The sequence below is a fragment of the Paenibacillus sp. FSL L8-0333 genome (assembly GCF_037965665.1).
Lineage (GTDB): Bacteria > Bacillota > Bacilli > Paenibacillales > Paenibacillaceae > Paenibacillus_AQ > Paenibacillus_AQ odorifer.
The window spans coordinates 2,934,884-2,957,658 of the sequence record NZ_CP150186.1; the positions used below are offsets into that span (position 1 = coordinate 2,934,884).

The 22,775-nt window shown below is 41.7% G+C and carries 22 protein-coding genes; 18 read left to right on the forward strand and 4 right to left on the reverse strand.

Going from position 1 to position 22,775, the window contains the following annotated elements:
• Positions 1–4 precede the first annotated feature (4 nt).
• Complete coding sequence (locus tag NYE72_RS12945) at positions 5–1,633, reverse strand: response regulator (protein WP_076104300.1); 1,629 nt, start codon at positions 1,631–1,633, stop codon at positions 5–7.
• A gap of 262 nt (positions 1,634–1,895) precedes the next feature.
• Between NYE72_RS12945 and NYE72_RS12950 the strand changes: the two genes are divergently transcribed.
• From NYE72_RS12950 to NYE72_RS13000, 11 genes are all read left to right on the forward strand, one after another.
• Positions 1,896–3,287 (forward strand): extracellular solute-binding protein, encoded by a 1,392-nt coding sequence (locus NYE72_RS12950; protein WP_076104299.1) that lies wholly within the window; start codon positions 1,896–1,898, stop codon positions 3,285–3,287.
• Between the two features lie 129 nt (positions 3,288–3,416).
• Positions 3,417–4,265, forward strand: a complete 849-nt coding sequence (locus tag NYE72_RS12955; RefSeq protein ID WP_052097471.1) for a sugar ABC transporter permease — start codon at positions 3,417–3,419, stop codon at positions 4,263–4,265.
• 12 nt (positions 4,266–4,277) lie between these two features.
• Positions 4,278–5,165 carry a carbohydrate ABC transporter permease gene (locus tag NYE72_RS12960; RefSeq protein ID WP_076101717.1) on the forward strand — a complete coding sequence of 296 codons (888 nt, stop codon included), beginning with the start codon at positions 4,278–4,280 and terminating at the stop codon, positions 5,163–5,165.
• Positions 5,166–5,223: 58 nt separating this feature from the next.
• Positions 5,224–6,141 carry a dihydrodipicolinate synthase family protein gene (locus tag NYE72_RS12965; protein WP_076141489.1) on the forward strand — a complete coding sequence of 306 codons (918 nt, stop codon included), beginning with the start codon at positions 5,224–5,226 and terminating at the stop codon, positions 6,139–6,141.
• A gap of 8 nt (positions 6,142–6,149) precedes the next feature.
• Positions 6,150–6,836, forward strand: a complete 687-nt coding sequence (locus NYE72_RS12970; RefSeq protein ID WP_036686363.1) for an N-acetylmannosamine-6-phosphate 2-epimerase — start codon at positions 6,150–6,152, stop codon at positions 6,834–6,836.
• The gene (locus NYE72_RS12975; RefSeq protein WP_076101721.1) at positions 6,829–7,836 is read left to right on the forward strand and encodes an ROK family protein; all 1,008 of its coding nucleotides are present in this window, start codon (positions 6,829–6,831) and stop codon (positions 7,834–7,836) included. The genes NYE72_RS12970 and NYE72_RS12975 overlap by 8 nt, the downstream gene beginning before the upstream one ends.
• A 697-nt stretch (positions 7,837–8,533) precedes the next feature.
• Positions 8,534–8,821: a hypothetical protein gene (locus tag NYE72_RS12980; RefSeq protein ID WP_036686365.1), complete on the forward strand. Its 288-nt coding sequence runs from the start codon at positions 8,534–8,536 to the stop codon at positions 8,819–8,821.
• Positions 8,766–9,224 carry a PQQ-binding-like beta-propeller repeat protein gene (locus tag NYE72_RS12985; RefSeq protein WP_076179036.1) on the forward strand — a complete coding sequence of 153 codons (459 nt, stop codon included), beginning with the start codon at positions 8,766–8,768 and terminating at the stop codon, positions 9,222–9,224. Before NYE72_RS12980 ends, NYE72_RS12985 begins: the two co-directional genes overlap by 56 nt.
• 11 nt (positions 9,225–9,235) lie before the next feature.
• A complete protein-coding gene (locus NYE72_RS12990) occupies positions 9,236–9,784 on the forward strand; it encodes a hypothetical protein (protein ID WP_076213041.1) in 549 nt (182 codons plus the stop codon).
• A 243-nt stretch (positions 9,785–10,027) separates the two neighbouring features.
• Positions 10,028–10,756 carry a DUF4163 domain-containing protein gene (locus NYE72_RS12995; protein ID WP_076104294.1) on the forward strand — a complete coding sequence of 243 codons (729 nt, stop codon included), beginning with the start codon at positions 10,028–10,030 and terminating at the stop codon, positions 10,754–10,756.
• A gap of 103 nt (positions 10,757–10,859) precedes the next feature.
• Positions 10,860–12,266, forward strand: a complete 1,407-nt coding sequence (locus tag NYE72_RS13000) for a GNAT family N-acetyltransferase (protein WP_081388037.1) — start codon at positions 10,860–10,862, stop codon at positions 12,264–12,266.
• Between the two features lie 55 nt (positions 12,267–12,321).
• On the opposite strand, the gene thyX is transcribed toward NYE72_RS13000, so the two are convergent.
• Positions 12,322–13,038, reverse strand: coding sequence for an FAD-dependent thymidylate synthase (gene thyX / locus NYE72_RS13005; protein ID WP_076141485.1), 717 nt, complete (start codon positions 13,036–13,038; stop codon positions 12,322–12,324).
• A complete protein-coding gene (locus NYE72_RS13010) occupies positions 13,035–13,571 on the reverse strand; it encodes a GNAT family protein (protein ID WP_076141484.1) in 537 nt (178 codons plus the stop codon). Before NYE72_RS13010 ends, thyX begins: the two co-directional genes overlap by 4 nt.
• A 167-nt stretch (positions 13,572–13,738) precedes the next feature.
• On the opposite strand from NYE72_RS13010, the gene NYE72_RS13015 reads away from it, so the two are divergent.
• Positions 13,739–14,980 carry a stalk domain-containing protein gene (locus tag NYE72_RS13015; RefSeq protein WP_076141483.1) on the forward strand — a complete coding sequence of 414 codons (1,242 nt, stop codon included), beginning with the start codon at positions 13,739–13,741 and terminating at the stop codon, positions 14,978–14,980.
• Positions 14,981–15,099: 119 nt separating this feature from the next.
• Positions 15,100–15,288, forward strand: coding sequence for a hypothetical protein (locus NYE72_RS13020; protein ID WP_036686376.1), 189 nt, complete (start codon positions 15,100–15,102; stop codon positions 15,286–15,288).
• Between the two features lie 143 nt (positions 15,289–15,431).
• Here NYE72_RS13020 and NYE72_RS13025 read toward each other — a convergent pair whose 3' ends face one another.
• Positions 15,432–16,721, reverse strand: a complete 1,290-nt coding sequence (locus tag NYE72_RS13025) for an adenylosuccinate synthase (protein ID WP_076141482.1) — start codon at positions 16,719–16,721, stop codon at positions 15,432–15,434.
• Between the two features lie 115 nt (positions 16,722–16,836).
• On the opposite strand from NYE72_RS13025, the gene NYE72_RS13030 reads away from it, so the two are divergent.
• From NYE72_RS13030 to NYE72_RS13050, 5 genes are all read left to right on the forward strand, one after another.
• Entirely contained in the window at positions 16,837–17,715 is an 879-nt protein-coding gene (locus tag NYE72_RS13030) for a LysR family transcriptional regulator (protein WP_036686616.1), read from the forward strand.
• Positions 17,716–17,766: 51 nt separating this feature from the next.
• Positions 17,767–19,008 carry a molybdopterin-dependent oxidoreductase gene (locus NYE72_RS13035; protein WP_076141481.1) on the forward strand — a complete coding sequence of 414 codons (1,242 nt, stop codon included), beginning with the start codon at positions 17,767–17,769 and terminating at the stop codon, positions 19,006–19,008.
• Positions 19,009–19,159: 151 nt separating this feature from the next.
• A complete protein-coding gene (locus NYE72_RS13040) occupies positions 19,160–19,903 on the forward strand; it encodes a hypothetical protein (protein ID WP_076213045.1) in 744 nt (247 codons plus the stop codon).
• A 13-nt stretch (positions 19,904–19,916) separates the two neighbouring features.
• On the forward strand, positions 19,917–21,605 hold the full coding sequence (locus NYE72_RS13045) for a VWA domain-containing protein (protein WP_076213050.1): 1,689 nt from the start codon (positions 19,917–19,919) through the stop codon (positions 21,603–21,605).
• A gap of 24 nt (positions 21,606–21,629) precedes the next feature.
• Positions 21,630–22,769, forward strand: a complete 1,140-nt coding sequence (locus NYE72_RS13050; protein ID WP_036686385.1) for a toxic anion resistance protein — start codon at positions 21,630–21,632, stop codon at positions 22,767–22,769.
• Positions 22,770–22,775 lie beyond the last annotated feature (6 nt).

The window sequence follows — 22,775 nt, forward strand, 5'->3', positions numbered from 1 at the left end:
TTGCTTACCACCCCGATTGTTTTCTATAGTCTGATGGGGTCATGTTGGTAAAAATCCGGAACGTTTTAACGAAATGCTTATAGCTTTTGTAACCACACATTGTGCAGACATCGGTCACCAGAATCTCCGGTTTTTTTAAGCATTCCTGCGCGTATTCCATACGGATTTCGGTTACAAATCGCATATAGTTCTTATCGAGTTTTCTTTTGAACAGACGACTTAAATAAGAAGGGTTATAGAAGAATCGATCCGCTACCATTTGTAGAGTAATATCTTGATCAATATTAGCTCTAATGAAGGATTTAATATGTTCAAAGATAATCACATCCTGCTGATGGTTATCCGTCAGACCTTCGGTATAAATGTTTCCCAAATGAACCATCCAATTCCCCAGCCACTCGAACATGACCTCAAGGGAGTGGAAATCCTCTACAAAAGTGAGGTTTAAGAGTTTATCGCTGTACACACCATCCATATGAATCTGATTTTTATTAGCGAAGCGGATAATGACACTTATAATTTCTTGTAAATACGCAAGCCATAGATCAGTAGAAGAGCCATCTGTTTTATGCAAAATATCTTGTGCCAATCGTTGCGTTAATTGCAATATCTCTTGTTTATTGGCGTTTTCGATGCAGGAGATTATTCGTTTCTTATCGTTGTCATCTAGTTGAATAAGTGTTGGTTTAGTAGCTGTGGCGCCAGCCTTTATGGATGAGATATGGAATATATTGCGCTCTTTCTGATAGAAGCGCTGATATAACAGCTTTTCAGACTCGTGAAGTAATGAAGTGATTTGAGATAGTTCGTTCGTTACTGTGCCTATAGCAAGATAAAGGGCAAAATGATGTTCTAGTGTAAGCTTGTTCAAATGCTGATCGAGTTCAGTAAGTACTTGTGTCTCAAAAGGGATAGTGCTCGTTGCAGTCTGTGATCCCATGACTATTAGCCCGTATAGTTTGGATTTAGCGGAATATGTAAAAATAGATCTTGGCAGATCTGCCGGGAGATAGGCCTCCGTAGCAAGATGTATAAACTTAGTAGCCTGTTCTCTCATCCACAAGGTGGATTGTGAAGGAGTTTCTCTGATAAGGAAACCTGCCAAAACAAAAGGGAGATACAAATAATGTTTACTTTTGAAACTACATAATTCAGCGATTAAATTAGTGTCCATTGCAGGTTGTTCTTCTTCCAGTAGTAGCTTTATAAGTTGTGAGCCTTCCAGAGTAGAACGTTTTCTTTGTTCTTGTTGTTTAAGTTGCAGCTTGTTCATGCATTCTTGAATCACGGTTAGACTTTCTTCATATTCCAAAGGTTTGAGCAAAAAAGCATGTACACTCCCAAGTTTGATGGCTCGTTGAGCGTATTCGAAATCATTAAATCCCGTCAAAATGATAAACAAAGTATCAGGAAGGAATTGGCGAAGCTCTTCGATCATCTGAAGACCATCCATTTCGGGCATGCGAATATCAGTGATCACTAAATCTGGCTGCTCACGCAGTGCGGTAACGAAGCCTTCTTTTCCATTCTCCGCTTCAACAATACTCTGAACACCAAGCTCCTGCCACGAAAAGTAATGTTTTAATCCCGTCCGTATTAACGGTTCATCCTCTACAATCATAAGCTTGTACATGAAATCCCTCCGGAAGACTAGATTTATAGTGGATTATTCAACATCGATACCATCAAATGTAAGTTATAAGCTAAAAATTAAAATAATTATAGGTGAAATATGTAATGTATTATAACATTGAAGAGGGACTGAAAGAAGGTATAGGTCAGAATACGACCCTAAATGTAAAAGGAGTGGGATTCTCCTAAATTTATAATTGATTTATGATTAGCGCAAGGAATGATAAAGCATTTTATTCCACAAAAATAATAGGGGGTAGCACATGAGAGCAATGAAAAAAGGGCTAATGAGCATTGTTGGTGTCGCACTTTTAGGTACACAGTTAGTTGCATGCGGAAATACGAATACAGCGAATTCCGCCAATGAACCAAGTAAAAATACTGATAAGAGTGAGCCCGCGGCCACTGAGACTGCTGCTAAACCAGTAGAAATAACATGGTGGAATTTTCCGAGCTTTCAAGCTTTAGATGGTGAAGTTGGCAAATATGAGAAGGAAATCATTGCAGCTTTTAATGAGAAGAATCCGGAAATTAAAGTCAACCTTGAGATGATCACCTTTGAAGGCGGCCCTGAAAAACTGAATGTGGCGATTGCTTCGAATACCGCACCTGATGTAATTTATGATGCTCCTGGACGGATTATTGACTGGGGTAAAAAGGACTTATTAGCACCTCTTAATGATATGGTGACCGATGAAGTGAAAAATGATATTTCGGAAGCCTTTTGGAAGCAGTCTAGTGTTGGCGATGAGATCTTTATGTACCCGATCAATACAGCTCCTTTTATGATGGCGGTAAACAAGACCGTTTTTGAGAAGATTGGCGCGTTAGATTTGCTTCCTCTGGATAAGGAAGATCGAACTTGGACGTTTGAAGAATATAAGAAAGCGCTGGAAGCTGTTAAAGAAAAAGCACCTGATGTTATCCCTACCGGATTCTTCGCGAAGAGCCAAGCTGGAGATCAAGGAACTCGCGCATATCTTGCTAACTTAGGTGTATCCAGATTTCTAAATGAAGATAATTCCGCAGTCGCGATCAATACTGATAATGCTGCGAAAGCGTTGGATTGGATCGTTCAAGCTACAAAAGATAAACTTAGCGTTTCTGGTGCGGCTTCCCTTGCGGCTGCTGACGTGAATGACTTATTTTTGCAAGGAAAATTAGCCTTTACACTTAACTATTCTGCAGTACTTAAAGCTCAGAACGTATCTAAAAAAATGGTTGAATTCGAAGATGTTCTGCTTCCTTTCCCTACTTTAGATGGATCGGAACCTAAGCTTGAACCTTACCTCGGCGGTATGGCTGTATTCAATAATGGTGATGATGCCAAGATTGCAGCTTCTAAGAAGCTGATTGATTTTATCGCTAATGACCCTGTATGGGGTAAGAAAAACTTGATTCAAACAGGTGGTCTGTCTGTTCGTAATTCGATTACAGGCCTCTATGATGATGCAGAGTACAAATACGCTGAGTATGCTCGTAAATTCACAACAGATGCACCTACCATTGCCGATGGATATGCTGATATTCGTACTTTCTGGTTCCCTGAATTACAACGTGCTTTAACTGGAGGCGCAACCGGTAAAGAAGCTTTGGACAGCTTTGCTGCAAAAGCAAACGAAGCGATTACAAAAGCAAAGGCTGCAATGAAATAAAAAAAGTGAATGGTGTCCAAAAGAATAGAGTGCGGGAAGCACTCTTTTCTTTTTAAATCATCGAAGAAATGGGGAAGGACTGTGGGGACAACGGTTCGCAAAATAAAAGGTTATGTGATTCGCGACTGGATGATGAGTTATCTCTTTTTAGTGCCGGCATTTGGGTTTTTCCTGCTTTTTGTAGCTTATCCGATGGTGAAAGGGGTCTATATTAGTTTCTTCGATTATTCGTTGAGAGATTTCAGCTTTATTGGCCTCGATAATTATATCTCCTTAATAAAAGATGATAATTTCAGGAAGTCGATGGGAAATACATTATTGCTTGTACTCATAACCGTACCTATCGTTATTATTTTCTCGTTATTTATCTCTATGAATATTTATAAGAAAAAAGAGTTTGCCAGATCGTTTTTCCGCGGAGTGTTCTATTTGCCGGCTGTATCCTCGGTCGTAAGTATCACAGTCGTTTGGGGCTGGATCTATCATCCGAACTATGGGATTCTAAATTATTTAACCAGCTTTTTGGGAATGGAGCCTATATCCTGGTTAGGAGATACGAGGACTGCACTGCTTGCAATTATCGTGGTTCTGATAACGACCTCTGTAGGGCAGCCGATCATTTTATATGTGGCATCTATTGGGAACATTCCTACTTCTTACATAGAAGCAGCTGAGATTGATCGAGCGACGCCTTGGCAGATTTTCCGAAAAATATTATGGCCAATGCTAATGCCAACGAACTTATATATTATCGTGATTACCACGATCAACACCTTTCAATGTTTTGCGCTAATTCAGCTGCTCACCTCGGGTGGACCTGTGTATAGCACATCGACTGTAATGTATGGCGTTTACGAACAAGCCTTTATGCTCGGTCATTTTGGATATGCCTCGGCGATGGGTGTCATCCTTGCGATTGTGATCGGGATCATTTCTATCATTCAATTCAAATACTTTGGCAGTGATGTTGAGTATTAAGGAGGGGACATCATGAATTCTACGAATCCGTTAGAACTGAGAGCACCTATTGGCCAATCTAAGAAAGTAAGCAGATGGAAAAAAGAATTGACGATTCCAAAAATATTAGCCACTATCCTGTTGATTCTGGCAACGTTGTTTTTTATCTTCCCTTTTTATTGGGTGGTTTCAGGGGCATTTAAGCTTCAGACTGTAGCAACAACGATCCCCCCGGAATGGTTTCCGGCTAAGCCGACTCTGCAAAACTGGACCGAGTTATTTAAGAATCCCGTTGAGCGCTGGATGTTTAATAGTTTCATCATTGCTTTTTGTGAAATGGCAGCGATTTGTATCGTTTCTTCCTGTGCTGGATATGTGCTTGCCAAAAAGTCTTTTCCTGGCCGAGGGATTATTTTTACGATGTTTGTTGCCGCAATGGCATTGCCTAAGCAAGTTATTCTTGTCCCGCTGTTTACGATGCTTGCAGATTTTGGTTGGGTCAATACGTATAAAGGGCTTATTTTACCGGCGATTGGCTGGCCATTTGGAGTCTTCCTAATGAAGCAGTTCGCGCAGACCATTCCAGGAGAATTGATTGAAGCAGCCAAAATAGATGGCAGCTCTGAGATTCGTTTGTTCGGAACCATCATTTTACCTTTGTTAAAACCTGCAATAGGGGCACTGGCCATCTTTACCTTCATCACTTCTTGGAATGATTATTTCAGTCAGCTGATCATGACCAGATCGACTTCAATGATGACATTGCCACTTGGGGTAGCGACTCTTCGGGGTGAATTCACAACAAACTATGGACTGCTTATGGCAGGTGCTGCGTTAGCCTCTATTCCTATGATTGCAATTTTTCTAATGTTCCAAAAAGCCTTTACCCAAGGGATTACTATGGGGGCTGTAAAAGGCTAATTATTCTTATAACAACGAAAATTAATAGCAATGAATTAAACGACGGAGGCTATAATTTATGAAATCATATGATCTTCAATCCTTTAAAGGCATTATTATTGCTATGTACTCCAGTTATGATGCTGAGGGGGAAATCGATAAAGAAGCAGCCCGGAAATTAGCTCGTCATTATGCTTCTACAGGAGTTAAAGGTCTTTATGTTGGCGGAAGCTCTGGCGAAGGTATGCTGCAATCTGTAGAAGAACGCAAACAAATGCTCGAGGCAGTTATAGCAGAGGTTGGAAAAGAGCTTACAATCATTGCTCACGTGGGTGCTCCATCTACAAGAGACAGTGTTGAACTAGCTATCCATGCTGAGAAAGTTGGCGCACATGCCGTATCGGCTGTTCCTGCGATTTATTATCGTCTGTCTCCGGACAGTGTTGAAAGTCATTGGCAGGCGATTATTGATAGTACGGCGCTTCCATTTATTATCTATCACATCCCGCAAACTACAGGCTTTCAATTATCGAAAAGCTTGCTGATTAAGATGGCAGCTCAGGATAAAGTAATCGGGGTGAAAATTTCGGCGGAGAGCACGTTTGAGCTTCAGCAATTTAAAGCCGTAGGCGGGAAGGATTTTCTAGTCTTAAATGGACCTGATGAGCAGTATTTGGCGGGCCGCAGTATTGGGGCAGATGGCGGGATTGGTGGAACTTATGGGGTGATGCCCGAGTTATTCCTAAAAGTGGAACAATGTTATGTGCAAGGAGAGATGGCTGAGGCGCAGAAATGGCAGTTCATCATCAATGAGCTCATTGTTGAATTGCTATCCTTTCCTTCATTATATGGTGCGTGTAAAGCGATCCTTAGTGTGCGCGGATTTGAAACAGGTCAGCCAAGAATGCCACTTTTACCGATTAAGGATTCCGATCAGGAGCGGGTGGAAGCTCTGAACAATAGAATATTAGACTATATTCTTGAAGCGAAGGGATAGGGTTAATAATGACTCGAATAAGTGATATCTTTCCGGTGAAAGGTCTGATTGTTTCCTGTCAGGCACTTGAGCATGAGCCGCTTCATGGTGGGGATACAATGGCTAAAATGGCAAGAGCAGCGGTTCAATCAGGAGCTATAGGAATCCGGACAAATGGTGTTCCAGATATTGTAGCTATCAAAAAAGAAGTAAATGTACCGGTCATTGGACTTATTAAACGGGAGATTCCCGGATCAGCCATATTTATAACACCAACCTTAGATGAAGTGAAGGCGATTGTTTCTGCAAAAGCAGAGATTATTGCGCTTGATGTAACGAATCGGGAAGAACGCTTAGAGTCAGTAAAGCCATTAATAGAATATGCACATCTGAGAGGTGTGCTTGTTATGGCGGATATTTCTACATTTGAGGAAGGGCTTGCCGCTGAGAAATTAGGTGTGGATTTTATCGGTACCACGCTTTCAGGCTACACCCCATACAGTACACAGCAGGAAGGACCGGACCTTGTCTTAATTCAACAATTAAGCGGATCTGTGAACATTCCTGTTGTTGCGGAAGGACGTATATGGACACCGGAAGACGCAGCAAAAGCTAAGAATGCAGGGGCATCATATGTTGTTGTAGGAAGTGCAATTACTAGGCCACAATTAATCACTTCGAGATATGTTAAGGCCGTGAGCAATGTCGATGACTGACGGAGGTGAGTCCGCGGTGGAAGGATATGATCCTCATATAGAATATGCGATCGGAGTAGATATTGGCGGCACGAAAATTAATGCCGGACTCGTCTCTTCACAAGGGGGCGTTTTACATACTGTAAGCCTAAGCACATTGGCTGGACAGACGAAAACAATGGATCGCATTATACTAGCAATTCAGACATTAATGGATGAAATAACAGCACAACAAGCGGGAATTCAGCTCCAAGGAATTGGCGTAGGATCAGCAGGGCAAATGGATTGGGAGGCGGGGCGTGTCCGCTCCGCTTCGGAGCTTATCCCTGGCTATGCTGGCACAGCTTTGAAGGATTTGCTTCAGACACAGTTTCAACTTCCAGTAATCGTTGATAATGACGTGAATGTATTAGCATTAACAGAGAAATATTTAGGCTCAGGCAAAGAGGTAAAAGACTTTATCTGTCTTGCCCTTGGTACGGGCGTGGGTGGAGCGATAGTCGTAGACGGCCATCTTGTTCATGGTTCTTGGGGTGGGGCTGGAGAGTTAGGCCATATGTCCGTAGATTTCAAAGGTCCTGCATGCGTTTGTGGTGGAAAAGGCTGCTTGGAGCAGTATGCTTCAGGCACAAGTATCGCACGTCGCATGCGCGACAAGCTTTTATTACATAACCAGTCCCCAGAGAACGTAGACTCACGGGAAGTGTTAGCGAGATGGAGGGCGGGTGACTCTCTGGCTACAGAGTTAATGGTAGACACGATTGCTGCGCTCGGATCCGCGATCGCTTCATTAATCCATATTTTTAACCCTAAAGTCATCGTCATTGGCGGTGGAGTGGCTGAAGCAGGCGAACTTTTATTTGAAGGCATTAGAAGAGAAGTAAAGAGCAGAGTAATGCCATCGATGCTGGAAAATGTTCGTATTGAAGCGGCCTATCATGGTAATTTATGTGGAATGATCGGAGCGGGGCTGCAGGTGTGGGAGTATAGCCCCAATAAAGTAAAGAGAGCAGAGCTATAAGGATCTATGCACAATCTATCTGTATAGAAAGTCACCGGGAGCAATACGTAGAAGCATTTAATTGTAATTCGTACAACTATATTTCTCGAATCCCTCAAGCCGATGGGCATAAGTGTATTTTGTACAGCTATTTTCTTGATTTACAGCCTTAGTGGTGGCTTCTCGTGTTTTTAGTTGTATAAAATGCAACTAAAGTCAAAATGATTGCATTTGCCTACGAAATAACTGTATAGAATACATTTATTCCATTCCTCAGATTCCCCTGAGATCCGGTGTAATTGAGCCATTGAAGATTGATTAGTGTTTTGGGATTGATTAATTTTTTAAATAATTAAGTTAGAACCACATGTGAATAATACTCCATGTGGTTTCTTTTATTAGTTATAGCCCACCCCAGTACCCAATGCCGAATGAACCCTTCGTTCAACCATCAACACAACTAACCTATGTTATAGAGAGCAGTTTTTCGCTTTTTACGTTGAATTTATGATGGTGATTCATTAATGTGAGTATATCACACGATATCGCTACGACGAATTCAATGTGTCCAAAGACTCGGGGAAATTCGACCTTAACTGGTCCGGCTCGGATAAACTTGTTTGACCAAACCAGCCTAGCTAAGATTTTAATTAGGCTTAAGAAATACAAGATATCCAATTTGTATCCCTTAACTTATATAACAAAGGATGGGCAAACTATGGTCGATTATAATAACAACGAAGGAATAGGCGGTTTTCAACAAGGTAGCTATCGTCCATTAGCCATTCATCCCATTGATGCGAATTGGACCAGACAATCCCGATTCAGAGCTCCAACATCGCTTTCAGTTTTGAAGCGAGTTGTTGACTCGGGGCGGCCGGATTTTTCATATGGATTAAGCCCGTTTACAGTGGATGAACAAGGGAGAGCCATTTTAGCTGTGGGGCAGGGTGATTTCGAGCTTAATCATCAATACGGCAAACCATATTTACCTGTGTACATATGAAGATGAGTCACAAATTATTGGGAGACTCTATGCTTTTGACGCGGATGGAACCATAAGATGGGTTTACAAGTGCTCGTCCATATTTTGGTGCGATCCGGTTATTTCCCGTGAAGGAATCATATATGTTGGTCAAAATGTGAATTCCAAACTTTATGCTTTTAGTCCTGATGGAGAGTTGTTGTGGGAGAAACGGATGGGTCAAGGAGAAGGGCACCGTCCCCCTGTCATAGATCAGGATGGGGTTATGTATTGGTGTCTTTCTAGCCAGTTATATGCCATTGCTCCGGATGGCGAAGTGAAATGGATATACCAACCGGAGGAAAGTTACGTTGACACCAGCCCTTCCCTGGGCGCAGACGGTAATTTATACGTAAATTTGACCGGCGGGGAATTCATTTGTTAGGTGGTTGAATAATGGGAACTTCATTTGCTAATCTCCACGTGTTTACAAACGATAAGGAAGCCGTGCTGAAGAGCTTGAAACGGCTAAGACCTAAAGGAAGCTACTACATCGGGCAGTCCCAAGGCTGGACAACAGTACTGGGGGAGAAGTTCAACTGGGAAACGATTGGTGAAAGCGCCAGATCTTTGTCTAACTTGATCTCTTCCCTTGTACTTGCTATAGGATACTTTGATGATGGAATGTTGGACAGATATGCTGGAGGTGATGTTCTAGAAGAATATGAAATGGAGCCGGAGACTTTTGACTACGCTGCAGTCGTCGAACGTTTGGGGTTGACCGTTTCGCCCGATTCTTTGGGTGTCATGTTCCAGAATGATGATGTCCGGGAGATTGTAGAGCAACTGGAGACTGTTGTGCCTGCTCCGCTTATTCTGAAATATGACTGGATAGAGGACGATGAGTCGCTTTGTCGGGAATTTGTTCACGTCCGCAGAGACCTTCAAACTAGCAAATCCCAAGGGGATTTGCTCCGGCACAATGAATTATATAGTCCTAATTAGAAAAGTATTTTTTTTATAAAATGCTATAGATATGATAGGGAAAGCTAAATGAAAGGGAATTTTTCTTTTATAGTTCATGATGAAAATATAGATTTTGAGGAAATAAGTAAAAGGTTAGATCTATCACCAACTTCAATTATTAAAAAGGGGCAATACATTAGAGATGGTGGGAGAACAAAAGCGCTGTAGCTCAAATCATAATTCAATTTTGATGGAAGGAGCATTAATATTAAGAAAACCACCATGTTATCCATAATTCTTGCTGTAGTAATGTGTGCTGTAACAGCTTGTACTAACAAGGAGCCGACACTTGAAAACCACATAAACGAAACTAAGCTAATCGAAAATCAACACAGCATTTCTTATGAATTATCTCCGGAGTTATATACTTACAATGAACAAATTAATATTAACTATCCGCAAATATCTATTTTTGGAAAACCGAATGAACAAGAGAAGTTAAATGAAATGATCAAGGAACGTGCTTATAGTTATTTGGATAATTACTCTCCGGAGGAAAAAGAGACCTTTAGTTTAGATATGGATTATTCTGTATCTTTAGAAAATGAGGGCTTACTAAGTATTCAGTTTTCAGGATACAGTTATGTTGAAGGTGCTGCTCATCCTGTAGATATTTTTGATACTATAAATATTGATATGAAGAAATTTGAACCCCTACAATTAACTGATATCGTGACCATCGATGCGGAATTTTTGAAGGAGCTGAAGGAAAGTGAACTTCAATCCGATATTATTGAGCAAAAGAATATTCTTACTGAAAGATCAGATGAGGAATGGCTGACTTCACTTCAGCACGCAGATACTAGTGGAGCGGATATAAGATGGTACTTGACGGAGAATACGCTGGGGATAAGTGTGCAGATTTCTCATGCTATCGGAGATCATGCTGAGTTTGAAATCAAGTATGACAAACTGAAGCCTAAGCTGAATACTTTTTTCTTCCAGAAATAATAGAGCCTATTAAATTCCCTTGATTTAATAGAATAATTTACCGATAATGTTAATGGGGAACCCAGAATCAAATCCGTCATGAAGCAGGAGGCACTATCGGACAATGATGACTTTAATGAACATGGTGCGGGGAACGGAGAACGATCTTCCTGCTAAAGAAATGATTAAGTATTGGAATCATGAGCCTGGAACTTTAAAGATGGTAAGGGCCAGTAGCAATTTTATTTATACCTTTCAGTGGAATGGTAAACGCTTTTATTTAAGGTTTACTCATGAAGAGGATAATTCTGCAGACAATATCCAGGCAGAGCTGGATTTTATGATGTATTTATTAGAGCAAGGTTATGAGACCGTCGCTCCTGTGCGTTCTAAGTCTGGCAATTGGATTGAAACGTTGTTAACGAATCACGGGCGATACCACGGGGTAGTTTTTGAACAGGCCCAGGGTGAATATGTTTCACTTGATGAGATGAAGGAACCTCATTTTTATCAATGGGGCCAATCGCTTGCACGTCTGCATAATTTTTCGGAAACCTATGCACCGAGCACGCCTTATCGCAAAAGCTGGGTCGATTCATTGAATTTTATTTATTCCGTATTGAGCAGGCATCCTGAGGAGCATAAGGCGCTTAAGGAATATGAGCGGATTGAAGCTTGGTTATCAGAGCTCCCTTTTGGAGTGGGGCATACTGGGCTCGTACATTATGATTTTGAGATAGATAATATCTTTTATATGCAAGAAGAATCCCGCTACAGTGCCATCGATTTTGATGACTCTATGTATCACTGGTTTGCGATGGATATTACATCGGCGTTAAGAGACCTGACGGAATCGGATGATGATGAAAGTAGAAGAAACATTGATGTTTTTATTAGTGGATATAGATCGGTTAAGCAGCTAGATGATGAGTATATTAAGATGATACCTGAATTTCAAAGATTTGCAGACTTATACAGTTTTGCTAGATTACTTCGGTGTATGGAGAATTCGGATGATTCTATTTTCCCGGATTGGGCGCAACAGCTTAAACTGAAATTAGAAAGAATTTGTGACCGATTTCGAACCGGCTTTCAAGCACATATAGTGCTGAAGGATATCACGGAAAAAAACTGGTACGCTTGTACTCAATTAGAAGTATCGGATGCGCAAAAGTCTATTTTCCCCGTACCGGTGGTCTATTGGTTAGCAGAAGCAGCTTATTGTGGTATGACCCCGCTCGCTTTATATGCAGATGAGGAATTGGTAGGTTTCTCTGTGTATAGCGTAGATCCTGAGGATGGAAGTTATTGGATTATGGCTTTTATGATTGACCAGAAGTACCAAAACAGAGGTTTAGGCAGAACGGGTATGGATACCTTAATTCGTTATATTAAAGCAGAACATCATTGCGACAAAATCGTTATTGGCCATCGGATCGAGAACGAACGTGCTTCGAATTTATATACATCACTTGGGTTCGTTGAAGTCAGTAGAGACGAGGTTGAAGTTATACGAGGGTTGGTAGTGTAGAAAGGGAGAAGCCGCCAAAGGTTTGGCGGCTCTTTTTTTATATAAGGAAATAAAATTAATCTACAGAGCCGGTAGTCAGCAGCTGATCAAAAGAGACAGGGAATAGTGGCTCAATCAGCGATAAAATTGCTTTTGCATACTCCTGAATTTCTTTCTGAGCGTCATGCTCCAGTCTTTGATTTAAAAAATGAGCTACAGATTGAACTGAAGCTGTCCAGTACCAACGAACGAATAATCCATAAGCAGGTAGAAACAGTCTTGCTTGTTCAGCACATATGCCATCTGCTAAAGCTGCTTCATACTTAGATAATCCTAACTCGGTGTATTCTTGAAGCTCGCGGGTGAATTTTTCACCAAGCTCCCATGCAATGATGTCGCCACTGCCTTGTTTGGAATTCTCTGGTTTGGATCTCCATTCTCCCGCAGCAGGTTGATAAAAAGCGGGTTCTTCTGTAATGTATCTTCTGCTGGATTCGTTCCAGGCTTCCAAGCTATCCCCAGTACCTTCGTAATGAGCAGAACCGACTACGTATTTCCACCACTGTCTCGCAACCATTAATGGGGCATAAACCTCAAATTGAGTGATGGCATGGCGGAAAGGAGAGGTATGTCCTTCACGGGCAAGGAATTTTATTAGTTTAATATCCCGATCACTAAGCTCAAAAGATTGTTTAGCATAAGATACACGCGCAGCGTTAGCAACCGTTAAATCTGAGCCCATATGATCTACTAATCTTACATAACCTTCATTTAAAACTTTGATTGTTGTCAATTTAATGTAGCCTCCTTTTCCAAAGCAGAGTAAATGAACTCGTCACACCATTGTTGATTGCAAAATCTAGTCTCTCTGAGGATTCCATCTCTAATCATTCCTGCTCTAATCATAACTTTTTCAGATTGAAGATTCTCTGCATTGGCATATGCAACGACTCTATGGGCATTAAGAGAGCTAAAGGCGTAACCTATCAGTGTTTTGACGGCTTCAGTCGCATAGCCCATTTTCCAGTATTCCGGCAGTAGGACCCAGCCAATCTCCCATTCTCTGATCTCTTCCCAATTTAACTTTATACTTACGTTACCTATGGGTGTCCTATTTTGCTTAGTACATACTGCTAAATCATAATGCTCACGCGGATCGCTGGTAGTCTGAGTCAGAATCGACAGGTAGTTCTCTTTAATTTGTTTGGCATCTGGTGCGGAGTTTTCATATTTGTGAGACAACGGATTAAGTTCCAGTTCTTCATAAAAAGAAAAATCATCGCTTGTATAATCTCTTAATATCAATCTGTCGGCTATTATCTCCACTGGCTAACACCTCCTAATCCATGATTATAATGGAAGACTCTGTAATTATCACGGAGTAAATTCACTAGAAATACAAAAAAATATTTCTGTAAATTTTTCTCTAGTAAAATTGTGGAATTGTGATACAGTAATTAAGGTTTATATATTTAGAGGGGGATGTAAGGAAAATGAAAGCTATTAAATGGAGCATCACTGCAGCGTTAGCAGTATCTATGTTGGGTCCAATACATACAGTGAAGGCGGCAGATACGCGTAACGTCGATTACGATCAAGGTAGTATTTTACGGAGTGCCAGTTCAGTTTCGTCATCATACAATGAAGGCAATCGGCAGGTTGAAGATTTGATATTTCAGATGGATGCTACGGAAATCACTGTTGGGGATAATGTTCCGGTACAAATCTATGCTAAAGATGCCGATGGCATATCCGAACGCGTCCCGTTAGCTCAAGCAAATGTCGTAATTGAAAAGCCTTATTTGCTGCAAAAGCAAGCCGATGGCACAATGAAAGCCTTAGCGGTAGGAGAAACGAACGTAACGGTCATTTCAGGATCAGATACCAAAACAATAAAAGTTTCGATCAGTGCGGACCATGATATTGATCAAGGTGCATTTGTTAATGGAACAATGTATTTGCCGGTTCAATCGGTTTTTCAAACGTTGGGAGCAACAGTCCAAGTTAATACAGCAACTAAAACCTTTAGCATTCGTCTAGGTGATTTGCCAATACAGCTTCAACTCGGAAGCGATATTGCAATGGTGAATGGTGCGAAGGTCAAAATGAGTGGTAAAGTGCAAAAGATCGACGGATCTACAGTTTTTCCTGCCACGCTTTTAAAGACTGCACTGTCAGCAGAGTTAATTTGGGATGGAAATTATCAGACGATGGAGATCTACTTCGGCAAAGCAGAGTTGTTCGCCTATACGAAACAAACCGCGCAGATTTTTAAGAAGGAAGAACAAGGAAACCTCGTTAAGTTCATTGGAAAAACATATTGGCTCAATCAATTCGACTCCGATTATAAGTTCCAAAAAGTCACTATTGTAGATATTCTACCTGATTATGAAGGTGAATTCGCCATTTCATTTAAGATTTTATCGACGGGGCAAATTCTTAACTCTTATAAAATGTCGGGAGATGAGTTGATCCGTACATTAGGAAATAAAGAATATTTCTTAACAACGGATCCATTTAAGACCTATAAGTGGTCGGATGCGATTTGGACTAAGATTAAAAAGAGCATAGTTGCTACTGGGATGACCAAGCAGCAAGTGGAGTTTAGTTGGGGTAAGCCAATAAGTAAATCTACACTATCAGGTAGTGGCATTCAAGTGGAGACCTGGCAGTATGGTAATTATAACTATGTTACCTTTACGAACGGTGTTGTCTCCATGATCTATACGAATTAATTCTTCCTTATTTCTGCGTTACTTTAGTCATAGAGCCTGTCTTTGCGACATATCATTTTGGAGAAGCACTTTCAGAATTAAAGTGTTGACTATTGTTGTTCGAAATGAGGGGTTTATTCATGGCAAAGTCAAAACGTGGACATGCACTTTGGAATTTACCATCAAGGGGCAGAGGGACTTGTCCAATCTGTCAGAACACCCGTATTAAGCTGCTTTATCCCAAGAAAAAAACGGATGGAGCAGTCGTTAAGGTCTGTAAACGCTGTGACAAGGCTCCGCAGACAAAAGTAGATGCCGTGTTGATTTAAAAAGAGTACACAAAAAAGAGGCTGTCTCAAAAGTGGATTTTTCTACGTATGAGGCAGCCCTTCTCATGAATAAAACAAAGAAGCGCTTCTCTAATAAGAGAGGCGCTTCTTTTAAATTCTACAGAGATTTAGTACGTATATGATTATTTCGTTATCCGATTAATGACCTGTTCGCGTCTAGGACCCACGGAAATCGTAGTAATACGCGTGCCAATAGAGGTTTCAATAAAATCAATGTAAAGCTTAGCTTGTTCTGGCAGATCTTCGAAGTCGGTGATCTGAGAGATATCGCTGTTCCAGCCAGATAAATGCGTGAATATCGGTTTTGCAGAGTTCAGTTTATGGGTAGCCGGGAACTTGTCGGTAATCTCTCCATTTTCAAGCTCATAAGCCACACAAACCGGAATCTCATCCAAATAACCAAGCACGTCAAGATTAGTCAACACGACTTCAGTGGCACCCTGCATTTGGCAACCATAACGAGTAGCTACAGCATCAAACCAGCCCATACGTCTAGGACGGCCAGTCGTAGCCCCGAATTCCCCGGCATCGCCACCTCTTGTACGAAGTTCATCCGCTACGGGTTCTTCTAATTCCGTAACAAAAGGTCCAGCGCCGACACAACTGGAATAGGCCTTGGTTACAGCGATGACATTCGTGATAGCTGCTGCAGGAAGACCAGCACCGACAGGTGCAAACCCGGCAAGTGTTGAAGAGGAGGTGGAGTAAGGATAAATACCGTGATCAGGATCACGCAGAGCCCCAAGCTGACCTTCAAGTAAAATAGTCTCTCCCTTGGCATAAGCCTCTTGCAGTAAGTCTGTTGTATTGGCTACATAAGGCGCTAGCTGTGCAGCTTCTTCTTGCAGCTGAACCATTAATTCCGAGATTTGGATAGGCGTTTTCTTATATAAATGCTCAAGTAATATATTTTTGGAAGCGAGTAATTGTTCAAGACGTTTCTCAAGTCGAGCAGGATCAAATAAATCCGCTACCTGTATGCCTAGCTTTGCATATTTATCTGCGTAAAATGGTGCGATTCCTCGTTTTGTTGAACCGAATCCTTGAGATCCCAGACGTTCCTCTTCTAGTTCATCAAACAAACGATGGATTGGAAGCACGATTTGCGCCCGTTCGGATACGAATAACCTAGGTTTTGGCACGCCTCTATCCGTTAAAGCTTTCAGTTCTCTTATTAATACTTCTGTATCAAGTGCTGTTCCTGGTCCAATAATGTTTGTAACGGAAGGATAAAATACCCCAGATGGCAGCATATGCAATGAAAATTTTCCATATTGGTTTATGATGGTATGCCCAGCATTACTACCACCTTGAAAACGAACGACAAAGGAAGATTGTGCAGCTAGCACATCCGTCATTTTTCCTTTTCCTTCGTCGCCCCAGTTTGCTCCTACAATTGCAATTACGGTCACGCGTTTTCGCCTCCCAAGCTTGTTTTTGGCTACAGGACTAAGTATAATGCTAGTTAAATCATTAGAAAAATTGATATAAGTTATATCTATTATAAGGTGGAGTAATGACGTGGGGATGGACATTAATTTGGAGTGGTATCGCTCTTTTTATTGGGTAGCAAATACAGGGAGCTTAACTGCTGCGGCAGAACGACTCAATATTACACAACCGGCAGTAAGTCACACGATTAAACAATTAGAAGAGAAAATGGGCGGCCCGTTATTTTTTCGCACTTCTCGCGGGGTCGATCTAACAACAGAAGGAAAAGTACTGCTTAGCTTTATTGAGCAAGCCTTTCATCATGTAGACATGGGCGAAAGAGCGATCGCAGATATGAACAATCTGAACAGCGGCGAGATTCATATCGGAGCAAGTGACACCTTATGCAAATATTATCTGTTGCCTTTTTTGGAGCAATTTCACGAACAATTTCCCAATATCCGCATTCATATTACGAATCGTACGACACCAGAAACACTTACGCTTTTAAAAGAAGGGAAAATTGATTTTGGTATCGTCAGCTTGCCGACATCTGATAAACAGATTGATTTTCGCAAAAGTACTCAGCTTCAAGATTGCCTTGTAGGAGGCAAAGGTTTTCGTCATTTGGCGGACAAGACCATGCCGCTTGCAGACATTCAGCAGTATCCGTTGTTATGCTTAGAAGCGGGTGGGAGCACCAGAAAGTATATGGATCAGTTTTTAGCTTCTAATCATCTGACGATTACACCTGAATTTGAACTGGGAAGTGTGGATTTGCTTGTTCAGTTTGCGAAACGTGGTTTTGGCCTTGCTTTTGTTATTCGTGATTACGTAACCGAAGAATTGAAGAAAGGTGAGCTTGTCGAGATTCCTCTGGACCCACCTTTGCCAGAACGTAACATAGGAATTGCTACCCTGCGTGGAGTTCCTCTTACAGCTGCTTCAAAGTCTTTTCTAACATTATTAGAGTAGAATCAGGATAAAGAGCAATTTGAGCATACCTAGTGAAGAGGAGGAAAGGTAATGAATTCTTTACTGGCTCGGCTGCGCAAGGGATACGGGAAAAAGCTTCGGGCGCTTCATACCTGGAATGGCTGGCTGGTTGTGTTGCTCACGCTCACAGGACTTGTACTTGTAGGTGGCTTCTGGCGTGGCTTCTTAGGGGAAGGCAGAGTATGGATCAAAGGGCTTCATATCGTGGTCGGTGTTGTTTCGATTATTCCGGTTATTTATTATTTGCTGCTGGCAGGGAAACATTGGAAACAATTGAAGGAGCGGCCTTGGCAACGTTTTAATGTAATCGTTGTACTTTCATTGCTGCTAGGCTGGTTCGTTTCAGGAGTGCTACTTTGGCAATTCCGCGTGGTGGGTCCACATGTATCGAACGTTGCTCTGGTCGTCCATGACTTATTGACCTGGATAGGCCTTCCTTATATTATTTATCATTCTTTGACTCGGGTAAAATGGCTTAAAGAACCGAGCCGCCGGGTAGTGAAAAGCGGCATTGAGACAGGTAGCCCTTCGAATCATCGGGAAACCCCGCAGCCGGTTTATACACGTAGAGCTTTCATACGCGGATCGATTGGTGTTGGGCTTGCGGTAACTATAGGCCCATCGTTTATAAAATGGCTCGGCAGTTCAATTGGAAATATCGGGGGCAGCGAAACGATTGAAAAGCTGATCGAAAGTGATCGCAATCAGTTGTTGCCTGCACCCCAGCCACTGGCAGCATCCTCACCCCCTCTCGGAGGAGAGGCGCAAGGACAATTCCGTGTTTACACAGTCACTCCGATTCCGGAGTTTACGAACAACAATTGGTCTTTTACGATAGATGGGCTTGTGGAGCAGAATTTCAAGTGGAACTGGGAACAGTTCGTAAAGCTGAAGCGGACCGTTCAGGTGAGTGATTTTCACTGTGTGACAGGCTGGTCAGTCTATAAGAATACCTGGGAAGGCATCAAGCTAAAAGATCTTTTGAGTCAGGCCGGTGTGAAGCCCACAGCTAAGACTGTGAAATTCTATTCGGGTGATGGTGTATACACGGATACGCTCACATTGGAACAAGCCGACATGGATGATGTGCTGGTCGCGGTAATGCATGATGGAAGGCCGATTCCTAGCGATCTCGGCGGTCCTGTACGGTTAATCGTTCCGAAGATGTTCGCGTACAAGTCTGTGAAGTGGCTGAACCGGATTGAGCTGATCGAAGGCGATCATACGGGATATTGGGAGCAACGCGGGTATTCAAATGATGCGTGGGTATAAAATAGTGATCGTTAACCTTAATGGGCTTATTGCCTGTTAAGGTTTTTTTGTTGATTAATTCCTTATTTTTTTAACATATAGCAAAGGAAGAGACGTAATAACAGAAATTGCTCCATACAATAGAAGTGACTGGATGCAGGAGGTGGTTGTGATGAACGGGGTTAGAGCCATAAAGCTGTTGGGACTTATTCTCGGTGTGGTACTACTGAACATTATCGTGTTGTCACCAGGTTTATTAGGGGTGGAAATCGGAGGAACCAGTGTATTTGAAACCGCTTTGGGTGTGACATTGTTGTTTGTTAGTCTACTTGTTGTTCTTTATGGAAGTTATATTTTATTGTTTAAACCTTCATCTATCCCTGCTGTGAAAACACTGAAATCTTATGAGGATTATATAGCCGCGCTTACTCAATACAAAAATGTCAAAGTACTGAAAAAAGACATTGCGCTTGCTCTAGATCAGATATCCCGGATGGAAAAGAAGAGAAGTACCTTGTTAGATGTTTTAGGTCAGAGATTCGAATCCACTGAACTTAGCTTTAAAAAATTTAATGCAGTCAGTTATGAAGTAGCGAAGCTTTTTTACCTGAACATTCGAGGGATTCTGAATAAACTCAGTGTATTTGATGCCTCAGAGTTCACCCTTTTCTCCAGCCGGCATAGACCCTCGCAGTTCTCAGAAAAATTGGTGCAGAAAAAGACAGCTTTGTACAATGAATATTTGGCCTACGTAACAGGGTATCTTGGGGCAAATGAAGAGATTCTGCTGAAGCTGGATAAGCTGCTGCTGGAAATATCGCTACTCGACAGTACAGATTATACAGATGTTGAAGAGATGCCTTGTATGAAGGAAATCGATGAGTTGATCAAGCAGACGAAATTTTATAAGCAATGAAGGGGAGATGTGTATGGCTAATAAAGGAAAAACAGTAGCAGTTTTAGGGACCATTACGGTGGTAGTTTTTGCTCTCGTGTATTTTGGAATCACCTTAACCTCTAATATAGGAAAAACCGAAACCCAGATTTCTTCCGAAGATGCGGGGAAGCAGCTAGAGAAGCTATACAAGAACATAAACGTGACAACTGCTGAGCAAATCAAAGGCCAGATTGACCTGGATCCTGTTGCGATTGGGGATTCATTACCAGATATCTCAAAGTTTCCTGTATCCGTAGACAATACAACAGATAGCTTTGTAGAGATATTCTCTTCTACTGAAAAATCAGGAACAGGTAATGACGGGTGGCTGAATGAAGTTGCTACAGATTTTAACAACTCTAATATTAAGGTGAACGGGAGTCACGTTTCTGTGAAAATCCGTAATATTGCTTCAGGTACAGCGACAGATTACATAAGATCTGGGAAGTATGTGCCAGATGCCTTTACCCCTTCAAATGAGTTGTGGGGCGAAATGGTAAAAGCAAACGGGATGAACACTCAGCTAATCACTAAACGCCTTGTAGGAAATGTAGCTGGTATTGTTACCAGTAAGGCGAAATATGATGAACTAATAGAGAAATACGGTTCTTTAAACGTTAAGACGGTTACAGACGCCATAGCAAATAATGAATTATCAATGGGTTATACCGATCCTTTTGCCAGTTCTACGGGTTTAAACTTTCTGGTAACAGCGCTTGGGACGTTTGGCGGTGCAGATTTACTTGGAGAGCAAGCGGTGCAGGGCTTTGAGAAATTCCAAGCAAATGTACCCTTTATCGCCTCAACCACTTTACAGATGCGAGAGGCTGCAAAAACCGGTAAGCTTGATGCTTTTGTCTTAGAATACCAGATCTTTGTGAATGCAACAGATTTGAAGGGGGGGTATGTATTCACTCCTTTTGGTGTAAGACATGACAGCCCGCTTTATGCTTTGGGTGATCTTCCTCAGGAAAAACTCGATATTATTAAGAAGTTTGCTGAGTTTGTTGAACTGGATAAATACCAGGAGCTGGGTGAGAAAAAAGGCTTCAATGGTCTTAATGATTACCAATCAGAGCTTAGTACAGTGGATGGCAGTCTCATATCCTCAGCTCAGAAGCTGTGGAAAGAGAAGAAAAATGGCAATAAACCTATCGCCGCAGTATTTGTAGCAGATGTCTCAGGAAGTATGAACGGGGAACCCTTGAACCGTTTAAAGCAATCTTTATTAACAGGCCAGAAGTACTTGGGCAAGGATAACAGCATTGGTTTTGTCTCTTACTCTGATAACGTTACAATCAATCTTCCGATTGGAAAATATGACACGAACCAGCAGTCCATGTTTGTTGGTGCGATTGACAGCCTCCAAGCAAATGGGGGGACGGCTACTTTTGACGGAATCGCGGTAGCCATTCATATGCTTCAAACAGAATTACAGTTAAATCCGGATCTGAAGCCGTTGATCTTTGTATTAAGTGATGGGGAGACCAATGCAGGGCATTCCTTGAATGATATCAGAGGTCTGATTGAAACCTACAAAATCCCGATTTACACGATTGGATACAATGCGAATATCAAGGCGCTTGAGAGTATTTCGAGTATAAATGAAGCGGCCAACATCAATGCAGATACAGAGGATGTAGTCTATAAAATCGGCAACCTGCTCAATGTTCAAATGTAAGCTATATTTTATAGGAGGGGTTCTATGTCGTTTACTATGGAAGTCGTAAGTCAGGAAAAGCTGAAATCAGTAATTGAGGAGCAGGTCAAACCTGAGCCCGAGGAAGTATCACAACTCAAAGCACTGGCAGTAAACAATGTCTCCGCCATTCTGGATCTGAATTTAGAGTCACTGGATAAGCGAAAAGGGGTGCTGCAATCCATTGATAGCTTCGGTATGGAAACGATGAGATCCTCTTCGGACAAAAACTCCCTGTTGCAGATTTCTGTGGGGAATTTATCAAAAACAGGAGATGAAGGCGGCCAAGTAGCAAAAGGTTTGACGGAGCTTAATCTCCAGCTGAAGGATTTGGATCCCAGTGCAGTAGATTTTGCCAAGACGGGTTTTCTAGGTAAGTTCTTTAATCCATTACGTAGTTATTTTGCTAAATATCAAAAGGCGGATGCTGTGATTTCAGATATTATAATTTCTTTAGATAAGGGTAAGACCGTTTTGAAGAACGACAATACTACGCTGGAATTCGAGCAACAGGCCCTTCGGGAACTCACAAAAAAGCTACAAAAAGAGATTCAGCTCGGCATGTTGATGGATCAGGAGATAGAGACGCAACTGGAAGCGGCTAAGCTGCGTGATGAGGATGAGGAGAAAGTTCGGTTCATTACAGAAGAAGTGCTGTTTCCGTTGAGGCAGCGTGTTATGGATTTGCAACAGATGCTTGTAGTGAATCAACAAGGAATTATGGCCATAGAAGTAGTTATTCGAAATAATAAAGAGCTGATCAGAGGGGTGGACAGAGCTAGAAATGTTACCGTGTCTGCCTTGAAAATATCGGTTACGGTAGCTAGTGCGCTGTATAATCAAAGAATTGTTTTGAAAAAGATCGAACTTCTAAATCAAACCACCGATAGCCTGATCAGCGGTACCTCAAAAATGTTGAAAAACCAAGGGGCGGAAATCCATAAACAGTCGTTAGAATCAAGTATTTCAGTGGATACATTAAAGCAAGCTTTTACAGATGTGCTATCCGCTCTCGATTCCATCAGTACTTATAAGCAGGAAGCTCTCCCCAAAATGCGTGAAACTATTAATCAGTTCAGAGAGCTGGCGGATAATGGCGAACAGCAGATTGTACGGCTGGAAAAGGGAAATAACTTGGGATTGTAGCCTAGC